At 36.5% G+C, this 11229-nt stretch carries 15 protein-coding genes; 3 read left to right on the forward strand and 12 right to left on the reverse strand.

Annotated features, from left to right (window positions below):
• Positions 1-8: 8 nt before the first annotated feature.
• The 7 genes from BTHG_RS09825 to BTHG_RS09855 form a co-directional block, all read right to left on the reverse strand.
• Complete coding sequence (locus BTHG_RS09825) at positions 9-524, reverse strand: acyltransferase (protein WP_010676579.1); 516 nt, start codon at positions 522-524, stop codon at positions 9-11.
• Between the two features lie 5 nt (positions 525-529).
• A complete protein-coding gene (gene ppaX / locus BTHG_RS09830) occupies positions 530-1171 on the reverse strand; it encodes a pyrophosphatase PpaX (RefSeq protein WP_010676580.1) in 642 nt (213 codons plus the stop codon).
• Positions 1161-2105: a nucleoside recognition domain-containing protein gene (locus tag BTHG_RS09835; RefSeq protein WP_010676581.1), complete on the reverse strand. Its 945-nt coding sequence runs from the start codon at positions 2103-2105 to the stop codon at positions 1161-1163. Before BTHG_RS09835 ends, ppaX begins: the two co-directional genes overlap by 11 nt.
• A 22-nt stretch (positions 2106-2127) precedes the next feature.
• Complete coding sequence (gene lgt, locus BTHG_RS09840) at positions 2128-2943, reverse strand: prolipoprotein diacylglyceryl transferase (RefSeq protein WP_010676582.1); 816 nt, start codon at positions 2941-2943, stop codon at positions 2128-2130.
• Between the two features lie 41 nt (positions 2944-2984).
• Entirely contained in the window at positions 2985-3920 is a 936-nt protein-coding gene (gene hprK / locus BTHG_RS09845; RefSeq protein WP_010676583.1) for an HPr(Ser) kinase/phosphatase, read from the reverse strand.
• Positions 3921-4133: 213 nt separating this feature from the next.
• The gene (locus BTHG_RS09850; RefSeq protein WP_010676584.1) at positions 4134-4658 is read right to left on the reverse strand and encodes a GNAT family N-acetyltransferase; all 525 of its coding nucleotides are present in this window, start codon (positions 4656-4658) and stop codon (positions 4134-4136) included.
• 129 nt (positions 4659-4787) lie between these two features.
• Entirely contained in the window at positions 4788-5684 is an 897-nt protein-coding gene (locus BTHG_RS09855) for a LysR family transcriptional regulator (RefSeq protein ID WP_010676585.1), read from the reverse strand.
• A 103-nt stretch (positions 5685-5787) separates the two neighbouring features.
• On the opposite strand from BTHG_RS09855, the gene BTHG_RS09860 reads away from it, so the two are divergent.
• Genes BTHG_RS09860 through BTHG_RS09870 form a run of 3 tightly spaced genes read left to right on the forward strand, consistent with a single transcriptional unit; the run spans position 5788 to position 8524 of the window.
• Complete coding sequence (locus BTHG_RS09860) at positions 5788-6024, forward strand: hypothetical protein (RefSeq protein ID WP_010676586.1); 237 nt, start codon at positions 5788-5790, stop codon at positions 6022-6024.
• Entirely contained in the window at positions 6025-7563 is a 1539-nt protein-coding gene (locus tag BTHG_RS09865) for a sodium:solute symporter family protein (protein WP_010676587.1), read from the forward strand.
• Positions 7541-8524, forward strand: coding sequence for a carbon-nitrogen hydrolase family protein (locus tag BTHG_RS09870; protein ID WP_010676588.1), 984 nt, complete (start codon positions 7541-7543; stop codon positions 8522-8524). Before BTHG_RS09865 ends, BTHG_RS09870 begins: the two co-directional genes overlap by 23 nt.
• Before the next feature lie 122 nt (positions 8525-8646).
• On the opposite strand, the gene BTHG_RS09875 is transcribed toward BTHG_RS09870, so the two are convergent.
• From BTHG_RS09875 to BTHG_RS09895, 5 genes are all read right to left on the reverse strand, one after another.
• On the reverse strand, positions 8647-9012 hold the full coding sequence (locus tag BTHG_RS09875) for a phage holin family protein (protein WP_026021767.1): 366 nt from the start codon (positions 9010-9012) through the stop codon (positions 8647-8649).
• Positions 9009-9209 (reverse strand): PspC domain-containing protein, encoded by a 201-nt coding sequence (locus tag BTHG_RS09880; protein WP_010676590.1) that lies wholly within the window; start codon positions 9207-9209, stop codon positions 9009-9011. Before BTHG_RS09880 ends, BTHG_RS09875 begins: the two co-directional genes overlap by 4 nt.
• A 10-nt stretch (positions 9210-9219) precedes the next feature.
• Positions 9220-10326, reverse strand: coding sequence for a DUF4097 family beta strand repeat-containing protein (locus BTHG_RS09885; RefSeq protein ID WP_010676591.1), 1107 nt, complete (start codon positions 10324-10326; stop codon positions 9220-9222).
• Positions 10327-10405: 79 nt separating this feature from the next.
• Complete coding sequence (locus tag BTHG_RS24640) at positions 10406-10654, reverse strand: DUF4870 domain-containing protein (RefSeq protein ID WP_010676592.1); 249 nt, start codon at positions 10652-10654, stop codon at positions 10406-10408.
• A 220-nt stretch (positions 10655-10874) separates the two neighbouring features.
• On the reverse strand, positions 10875-11229 hold a 355-nt coding region (locus BTHG_RS09895), incomplete at its 5' end, for a hypothetical protein (RefSeq protein WP_083849080.1).

Genomic DNA, 11229 nt, shown 5'->3' on the forward strand with positions numbered 1-11229 from the left:
AAACCAAATCAATGGTCAGATTCCCGTTTCTCACGTTGTTCTTTTGTATAAATCACTTGCATCGGGTTCCCGCCGACAAAGCTACCGGCAGGGACGTCTCTATGGACCAGTGTCCCGGCTGACACAATGGCACCATCCCCGATTTCCACACCTGGTAATATCGTTGAATTGGCACCAATCATAACCTCGCTACCAATTTTAACATCGCCAAGTCTGTATTCTTTAATCAAATATTCATGAGCTAAGATTGTTGTATTGAAACCAATTACTGTGTTGCTCCCAACACTGATTTTTTCCGGGAACATAATGTCTGGCACTACCATGAGTGCAAATGCTGTTTTTTCCCCAACCTTCATTTTTAAAAAGGTGCGATATAGCCAATTTTTCATTCCTAAAAATGGCGTATACCGAGCAATTTGAATAATGATAAAGTTTTTTACTACCTTCCAAAAGGATACGGTTTTATAGATTTGCCAAAGCGAATTTGCACCTGAAACATAATATCGTGTGGTTCGTCGTTTCACTTTTTTCATCCTTTAACAATATCTAATAAGTCACTCATGTTTTCGAGCATAAAATCAGGCTTGTATTCCAGTAAGAAGTCTTTTCCTTTATGAGACCAAGCAACTCCTGCAGTCTTTGTGCCGGCATTTTTACCAGCTACTATGTCCTGATAATTATCGCCAATCATAATGGTTTCTTCAGGAGTAGATTCCAATAGACGCAATGCAAGCAGAACAGGTTCTGGGTCTGGCTTTGGATTTTTCACATCATCCAAGGTTACCACGACGTCAAAAAATTGATCCAGCTTTGTTAGTTTTAATCCCATATTTACTGTATTTCTCAATTTTGTTGTAACAACACCAATTTTATAGCCTTTTTCCTTAAGTGTCTTAATGGTGTCAAACACACCTGGAAACTCGGTTACTAATTCATCATGTTTTTCATGGTTGAATTTTCGGTATTCCACAATCATTTCCTCTGCACGGTCTGGATCTACTGAAGAAAATGATTCGTGTAACGTTGGACCATTGAATGGCAGAATTTCCTCCCGCGTGAAATGACGATCTGGAAAGTATGTTTTAAAAGTGTGTAAAAAGGATTGTAAGATGAGTTCGTTCGTATCAATTAAAGTTCCATCTAAATCGAATAAAAGTGTTTTAATTGCCATAAATAGGTTCCTTTCTATTATTTTGCTCGACTCGGTTCCAGACAAATGCGATCACCATCGTTAAAATGGTAGCTGTAAATAAACGTATTAACAGAAGAGGTAAAACTGGGATTCCTAATGGGATGAAGATTAGCGTATCCTCAACAACCGCATGACACGACACTAAGAAAATTAACGCCAGTGTTACATCCTTCTTACTTACATTATCCTCTTTTACAGCCTGAATCATTACACCTGCTCCTAGCGCAAGACCGAACAAAATACCTGATGCCAAGGTTGTTGATGTATTTTCTTTCATACCTAATGCTTTTGTGACCGGAGCCATCCATCTAGAAAATATATCCAACCATTTTAAATCTTTTAAAATTTGAATGGCAATCATAAGTGGGATAACAATGATTGCTAATTGTAATATCCCTAATGATGCTTTTTCAATACCATTTAATACGATGTTACCCCAACCTGAAATTTGTTCCTCTGTGCCTGAAACAAATCCATATTTCGCTAGTTCACTACCACCATTCCAAACTAGATTGATAATAAAGGCAGAGATAAACGCAAGTCCAAGTCTCACTAACACGATGATCCAAATCTTCATTCCTACTTTTGCTGCCACCGTAGATTCGATAATCATATTATGTGAGAATGATAGCATGACAGCTAAAATAAACACTTCTTTTACAGTTAAATCAAGTGTAAGGATGGCGCCAATTCCTGCATAAAGGTTCAAGAAGTTCCCTAATACTAATGGAATCGCAGCATCACCCGATAAACCAAACCAGCCCATAATTGGGGCAATCCATTTTATCACCCAATCAAGTACAGGTGTATGCTGAAGCAATGTGACCAGCAGGGTTACAGGAAAAATTACTTTTCCTAATGTCCAAGTAGTCTTTAATCCTACTATGAATCCTCTCTTGATCGTTTTTAGCAAGTTTCCCCTCTCCCTTTTTCGATTATTGTTCTAAATATCTCTCGTTTGAATACCCTTTTACCCTTCTAAATATAAGTAGAATAATGGCACCTACAATAAGGGCAATTGATATCACTTGTGCCATTCGTAAATCCCCAAGCATTAAGCTATCTGTACGTAAGCCTTCGACAAAAAAGCGTCCAATTGAGTACCAGATGACATACGTAAGAAACATTTCCCCGCGTTTTAAATTTACTTTTCGTAACATTAATAAAATCACAAAACCAACTAAACTCCAGATGGATTCATATAAAAAAGTTGGGTGATAGTACACACCATTAATATACATTTGGTCCATAATGAAATCTGGTAAAACATTATAAAAAGTTTGGATATTTTCTTCAGCAATCGGGCCGCCATGTGCTTCTTGGTTCATAAAATTTCCCCAACGACCAATCGCTTGACCTAAAATAATACTTGGCGCTGCAATATCAGCAATTTTCCAGAAGGACAAACCTTTTACTTTTGCAAAAATGATTGTTGTCACAACGGCTCCAATTAAGGCACCGTGAATCGCAATTCCACCCTCCCAAATCGCAATGATTTTTGAAGGGTTTTGAGAGTAATAATCCCATTTAAAAATCACGTAATAAATTCGCGCACAGATGATAGCAATTGGCACTGCAAATAACATGAGGTCCATAAATGTATCCTTATGCAGTCCTCTGCGTTCTGATTCCTTGATGGCAAGATAAAGGGCAAGCATTGTTCCAAGCCCAATAATAAGTCCATACCATTGAATACGCAATGCGCCTAGTTCTAAAAATGTTGGGTCTAATGGTTGTATGTTTCGGTCCACTTTCTCAACTCCCTTTTCCTATATTTATCAAATGTCGTCTATTAAATATCTTCATGTTCTCCATATTCAATCGCATTTGAGAGGCGCTTTGTAAAGTCTTCAGCTGCGTTTACGCCCATTCGTTTTAAACGGTAATTCATTGCAGCCACTTCAATGATAACGGCAAGGTTTCGCCCTGGTCGAACCGGAACGGTGTATTTCGTTAATTCAGTATCAATGATTTTCATTTTATCTTCTTCAAGCCCGAGTCGATCATATTGTTTTGTTTGATCCCAAAGTTCAAGGTTGATAACTAACGTAATTCGTTTAAAATTACGGATTGCTCCTGCACCAAATAGGGTCATTACGTTGATGATTCCGAGACCGCGGATTTCAAGAAGATGCTCAATTAATTCAGGTGCACTTCCAACAAGCGTGTCCTCATCTTCCTGTCTGATTTCTACACAGTCATCGGCAACAAGACGGTGACCACGTTTTACAAGCTCAAGCGCCGTTTCACTTTTACCAACACCACTTTTACCAATGATGAGAACTCCAACACCGTAGATGTCCACAAGAACACCATGTACTGCAGTTGTTGGTGCAAGCTTGCTTTCTAAAAAGTTTGTAATTCGACTCGATAGTCTTGTTGTTTTACTAGGTGACTTAATCACGGGAACGGATTCGCGTTCGGAAGCCTCAATCAGCTCTGGAGGTACATCCATACCACGAGAAATAATAATCACTGGTGTGATATCAGTACAAAGCTTCTCCATGCGATACATTTTTTCGTCACGTGACAATTTGTCAAAAAAGGTAAGTTCCGTTTTTCCTAGAAGCTGAATGCGTTCTGCTGGGTAGTAATCAAAAAATCCAGCTAATTCAATACCTGGTCTAGATATATCACTCGTGGTAATTGGACGATTGATTCCCTCTTCCCCACTAACCAACTCAAATTTAAATTTCTCTATTAAATCCTTTGTGCTAACTTTTGCCACATCCGTTCCTCCTTGATTGTCATTCATGTAGTTTATGGTTGATCTACTTACTGTAACTTATTAAAAATACCCGGTTTATCTTAGAATACACCGTTTACTATTCTAATTATTTAAACTCATTCTCCTATTTTAGCATTTTTCTGTGTAACGCCAAAACTTTTCTGATTTAAATTGTAAAAAGACATTCCCACAAGAGAATGTCTTTGAGTACCATTATTTCAATAACGAGTAAACATTCGTATCATATGAGGCGCCATTTTGGTACATATAATTTCTTAAGATGCCTTCTTTTTCAAAACCAAGCTTTGATAGTAAATCATTGGATGCTTCATTCTCGAGAAAAACAATCGCACCAATGCGGGCTAACCCAAGTTCATTAAATCCGTATGAGACGACTTTTTGAATTGCCTCGGTCGCGAAGCCTTTTCGCCAGTGTTCGGGATGAAGCTCATAGCCAATCTCTGCGCGCTTATGCTTTGGTGACCAAGCATTAAAACCAATCGTTCCAATGAGCCCATCTTCCTCTTTTATTTCAATTGCCCACCTGATACCACGTTTTTCTCTATAATTTTTTGCAAAGAACTCAACAAACTGCTCAGCTTGTTCGATTTCAGTGATAGGATCCTGCCCATAATAGCGTGTGACATCTTTGTTTGAAAAACAGCTATATATCCCTTGAGCATCGCTATGTACGATTTCTCTTAATCCAAGTCTCTCCGTTTCTAGTATTGGAAACATTTTTTGGCTCCTTTAGTAGATTAATAATTAAGATTGAGCATTTTATTAAAAGCTTGGTGTTAGCTTAGAACCTGAACGGGATTAATATATTCAATTTATTTAGGTTTAATAACTTAGTTAAATTTAAATTTATATTAAAGGGTAATAGGTTTTCTTAGCGATTTCAATGAAGTTTTTGGCGGCAATCGATAAATAGTTTGCATCACTATATATAATACCGATTTCCCACGGAAGTTTTGGTTTGCTAATTTTTATTTCCTTGATATTTTTCCCCTCGAACTTTGAGATTAAGATTCTAGGGATGATAGAGATTCCAAAATTTACTCCAACAAGTTCTATAATTAAATCCCACTGTGAGCTGTTTAATATGATATTTGGTTCAAAAGCACTTATTTCACACATTTTTAAAAAATATTGATGAATCATAAAATCATTACTAAAACAAATAAATCGCTCATTTTTTAAATCTACAAAATCTATTTCATCGTATTTAGCTAGAACATGCTTTTCACTTACACAAATGACAAATACATCTTGATAAATGATATGCGATTTTAACGATGAATTTTTAGTTGGAAGTACCGCAAAACCAACATCGATATCTCCCTTTAGTAAGTCTTCTTCTATTTTTAATCCTCCACTTTCATATATGATATTTTCAATAAATGGATAGGTATCAATAAATGAAGTAATAATTTTTGGAAACAAAAATGAGCCAATAATAGGTGGTAATCCAATATGTATTTTAGAGATATAGTTAGTATTTTGTTCTGAAATATGATGTTCAAGAGATTTCCATGTTTTTAAAAGATCCATAATGTAGGAATAGAATATTTCTCCCTCATTTGTTAGAGAAAACCCTCTTTTTCTATTAAATATCTGGATATTATTTTGATTTTCAACTCTCTTAATCATTTTACTTATAGTCGATTGATTGATATATAACTCAGTAGCTGTTTGTGTAATATTATTCGTTTCCATAACTCTTTTTAGAATTTTCAATTCCTCTATTGTAATATTATCCATTTTGCTACCTCCTAACTATTCCCTTGTGGAATATTGTTATGAAAAATATGCTATATACATAATAGTCCAAACTTTCTTAATATGTAAACAAGGAGGGAGATTTATGAGAAAAACAAACGGTATTTTATTAGGGGTATTTTTTATTTTGTATGCGGCAACATTTTTGCCAAATATAGGTTTATTTAATGATTTGAATTTTTGGGGGTTATTACCTGAACCTTTAGCATTTACTCTGATCATTAATGTCATTAATACTATCATTATTTTTGTTATTTATTTTAAAGTGTTTAAACCATTTGCTCTTCGGATGGAAAAAAGGATATTAGAGGAGAGGGATTAAATGAGTCAAGCCTTAGTTACAATAATTATCTTAGCAATTTTTTTAGGGATATTACTAATTATCAGTAACTATGCATCTAGGTCGAATGTTGCTACTCCAAATGATTTTTATTTGGCAGGCCGTGGTTTAGGGACAATTGTCATGACAATGACTACAGGTGCGAGTTATTTTAGTACATGGACATTATTAGGATCTATCGGCCAACATTACCGAGATGGCGTGTGGTTTGTTGCATTTGCTGCATGGGCAGTATTACATGCACTTTTTATATGGATTTTTGGAGCAAGAATTTGGTATTTCGGTCAGAAACATAAATATATAACTCCTGGTGACATGATGGAGAAATACTATAAAAGTCCAGGACTAAAATTATTATTTGCGGTTGTTGGTATTATTGGCTTAGTTCCATATATGTTAATTCAGATTACGGGTGGCGCCCAGTCATTAAATAGTTTAACAGCTGAGGCTATCCCATATTGGGTTGGCGTATTAATTATGGGATTATTTGTTGGAATTATTGTTTTCTTAAGTGGTGGAAGAGGTGCTGCTTGGGGAGATACTTTCATGGGTTTCTTTTTTGGATTTGTACTATTATTTGTAACTCTCACATTTTTATTTAAGGCTGGTGGCTTCAATGCCTTTAAAAATATCGCTGAAATAGCCCCTAAAGTCTTAACCAATAAAGGAAACTTTTGGGGTGTATTGGAAACAGCACTAGGACTAGCTTTTGGATTTTGGATTATGCCTCACATGTGGCAAAAATTTTACTCTGCTAAGTCACCATTAATATTAGCAAAAACGTCAATTATTACACCCTTTTGGAACTCGTGGTTAATGGCCCTTGGTGCATTATTTATTGGAATCTTAGCTCATTACCCGGGCCTTGTACCAGGATTGACCGCAGAAAATAGTGACCGTATTATCCCACTTTTCTTTTCGGGTTATCCCGCTATTTTTGGAGCAATCATTGTAGCTGCCATAATTGCAGCTGGTATTTCAACCATTAATAGTGCTCTTTTGTCGTCAGCAAGTTTATTAGTAAATGATATATATATACGCTTTTTTGCAAAAAATCTATCAAATGAGGAAGCCACAAAGGTAGCCAAAATTACTATATTAATTATGACAATATTTACAATGTTTATTGCGTTTCTACCAATTGCACAAGGTTTCCTCATTCCAATTGCAGCTTTAGGTTATGGTATTGTATTGCAATTGGTACCTGCAGCCTTCGGAGCTTTATTATGGAGAAAAGGTACAAGAGTAGCTGCAATTGCTTCTATCATCGTAGGAGAGGCAACTTTGGCAACTATTACGATATTCTCAATTTCCCTTCCTGTTGGTGCGGCAACAGCAGGATTCATACTTGGCCTAATCACGTTCTTTGTGGGTAGTATGGTTACGAAAGATGCACATCAAGCCGAAAAGGATGCAATACATGATGAATTAATCGAAGTATTATATGGTAAAAAAACACAAAGTGAACAAATAAATATATACAAGGAAGGAATTACACATGGAAATGAAGCAAAATTGTAAGGTCGCTGTCGTTCAAGCAGGTGCAAAATTATTTGATACAGAGGCTACAGTTACAAAAACTATCGAACTTATTGAAGAAGCAGGTAACAAACAAGTAGATTTAATTTTATTCCCAGAGGCTTTTGTTGGTGGTTACCCACGCGGGCTACATTTTGATACTTATGTGGGTATAAGAACAGATAGCGGCCGAGAAGACTTTTTTAGATATGCAGATAGTGCAATTGAAATCCCTGGAAGAGAAACAGAGCAAATCTCAGAAGCAGTAAAAAAAGCTGGAGCTTATGTAGTAATAGGGGTGATTGAAAAAGAAAAGAATTTCCGAGGTGCTAGTTTATATTGTACAGCAGTTATTTTTGGCCCAGATGGAAAAATTTTAGCTAAACATCGGAAACTAAAACCAACTGGATCTGAACGATTAGTTTGGGCAGAAGGAGACGGTAGTACACTACCTGTAGTTGAAACACCGTTTGGACGTATAGGAGTATTAATTTGTTGGGAAAATTATATGCCACTTGCACGAGCAGCAATGTATGGAAAAGGTGTTGATTTATATTTAGCTCCAACAGCTGATGCACGAGACGGTTGGTTTGCTTCCATGCAGCATATTGCTCTTGAGGGACGTTGTTTTGTACTGTCCTGTAATCAATATACGACTAAAAGTGATTATCCTGAAGACATTAGGAATCGCCCATTCTTTTTAGATCTAGAGGATGAATTATGTAGAGGAGGAAGCTGTATAGTTAGTCCATTTGGTAGTTTTATAGAACAGCCTTTATTGGGTGAAGAGAAAATTTTAATCTCAGAACTTGATTTATCACAACTTACAAAGAGCCGCTATGATTTTGATGTAATAGGTCATTATACAAGAAATGATGTTTTTAATTTAACTGTTAATGAAAAGAAACAACAGTCAGTAGTGTATATTAAAGATGAAATAAAAGATGAGGAATCTAGGAATTAATAGAAGGTTATGTTTTTTTATCAAGTGCAGCCATTTACACATCGTGATTGGTTTATTAAAAATGTTTTACTTTTTTCCATAAATACGTGAAAATGCCTATCAAATTTGATAGGCATTCACAATTATTTCTTTTTCTCTTGAAGTGGTTCAATGATTACTTTTTGAATGAGTAGGTTTAGAATTGAAATAATAATGGCGGCCAGTAATGCCGTACCAAAGCCTTCAATGACGAATGAGTCACCCATTATCGATTGTGTCAACATTAAGGTGATGGCATTGATGACGAATAAAAACAAACCTAATGATAGAACTGTTACAGGCAAGGTTAAGAGAATGAGAATTGGCTTTACGATGATGTTTAAAATCGACAGAACGACACTTGCCATTACTGCTGCGCCAATGCCTTCAAGATGAAAGGTATCGACATAGCCGGCGACAACCATTAGTACGATACTATTAACTATTATGCTAGCGAGCCATTTCATTATTTATAGACATCTCCTTCATTTGGGACAATAAATAGCCAAATGAGGTAAATGAGACCTAGTGAACCGACTCCTAAAATGAATCCAACTACCGCAAGAATACGCAAAAGAGATGCATCAATTCCAGTGTAATCCGCTAGGCCACCAAGCACCCCTCCAAGCATCCTATTGCGGGTGGAACGGTATAATTTCTTTTTCATAGTGAACACCTCAAAGTGGTTTTATATTAATAGAACCTGTTTTCGTTTCGGCAAAAAGATGAAGCTTTTGGGCATTATCTTCATTTGCCTTAAAGCGAAGCGATTTCTGAACAACCTCGTTTTTCTCTTCAATGATTGACATCATCGGAAGCTCTGACTTGAAACTACCGAGATTTGATTTTAATTCTCCATCAACTTGATAGTCTTTTGCGATGAACATATCAATACTACCAGTAGTTGTTTTTACATATGCAGTGTGGCAGATATCGCCCTGAAGGTCACAGGTGATATTTCCATTAAAGCTTTGCAAATCTACTTTTTCAAATAGACCCGTTACTGTAACTGTACCATTAATCGTTTCGGCTTCAAAGTCTTTGCTAGTAATTTGATTTGCTTTAATATGGCCATTCGCAGTTTCAATTTCTACAGAATCTGTATCAAAATTCGAGATTGTAATGGCTCCGTTCGCCGTTTTCGCGCGGAATTCCTTCACTCGTAAATTTTCCCCAGAAATTGGTCCATTAAACATACGGGCTTTAATGCTTTCATAGTTTTCCTGAGGGACGTAGAGTTTCGCATGGACCTTCATTTGTTTTTTCTGGATTGAAAGTCGAAGCGTACCATTTTCGATTGAGAACAATACATCCTCTAAAAATACGTTACGTGCACGTTCTTGGTTTTCGATATTGTATACTTTTGCTTCGCATTCTACGCGAACATCTTGCTCTTCCCATGGAATAATCGTTACACTTCCGTTTGAGACGTCAAGGTCTAGCTTGGTAATGTTTACGTCCTTGTGTTGAAAAATATGTTTTACCTCAACGGCATTACCAAAATTAAAGTCGAGGTCAAGGTCCTTAATTTTTTTCAATGCTGTATCAATAAAGTCCATAAATTTATGCTTCGCTGAGCCTTTGCTTTCATATGTGTGTTGCTGATGTTGCTTTGATTGCTCGTACTGGACTTGAGTCGACAGTTCTGTTTTAATTTGCTGTGCTGTGTCTTGAGCCGTACTTTCTTCTCCGGAATAAAGTTTTTCAATCAGAATAATGGCCTCCTCTGCTGTCAACTTCCCTTCTTCTACCATCTTTAAAATTCGTTTTTGCTCTTCTTTCATAATGTAATTCCTCCTTTAAAATTCATCGTGGGCTAATACTTGAATTCCTTTTACAATGTTCCAAATCACGATTCCGATATTAATGATCGCTAACAGGATAAACACTAGCACCATGGCTACTGCAAATACCTCCACCGACCAAAAAAGAAAACGGAATGATGATAAAAACGATTGTTGCTGCCGGTATAATATGTGAAATCAACGCATGCAATGCATGCCTTTTAACTGCCGGATTTTGTACAAGAATATAAACAACGACTGGTAAAATAAACCCCGCAAAGAAAATACTGAAGTAACACAACGCTGCAATCAATTTATCCGTATTCACTCTACATCTCCCCTTTACACCACTATATACGATACCAAAACAACAATGGTTTCAACATTTCACAAAAATACGCCTCCAGACTTAGAAAGGCATGGCACCAGGGGTGGAGTGAACCATGGGGGCCATGGGGACGGTTCTTGCGGTTCCCTTATTTTCCACTTTTGTGAATATTTAGTAATCCGGTACCAGGAGAACCGTCCCCCCGGTCCCACAAAAGGGGTTATTTTTTGGGGGTTCTTTCTAATAGGCCTTTAAAGTTATCACGATAGTGCCAAGTTAAAATTCCTTCGAAAATTGTTATTAAAATGGCCAAGGGTAATAGCTCTGAATCTACAAAAATATGAAATGCTAAAATATTGACAATTAAACCCGCTAAAACGACTAAGGTCAATGGGACATACCTACGAATGATTAAGAGGATTCCTCCAATGATTTCAACACCTTTTTCCATTGCTAATAAATAGCCATCTCCTAAAAATTGCATTGCTGCTGGACTAGTTGGAGCAAACGGATCAAAACCAAATAACACAGCATACCCATTCAATCCTGCCCCTAAAAAAATAGCTCCTAACAAA

The organism is Bacillus timonensis, assembly GCF_000285535.1.
In the GTDB taxonomy this organism is placed as follows: domain Bacteria; phylum Bacillota; class Bacilli; order Bacillales; family Bacillaceae_L; genus Ferdinandcohnia; species Ferdinandcohnia timonensis.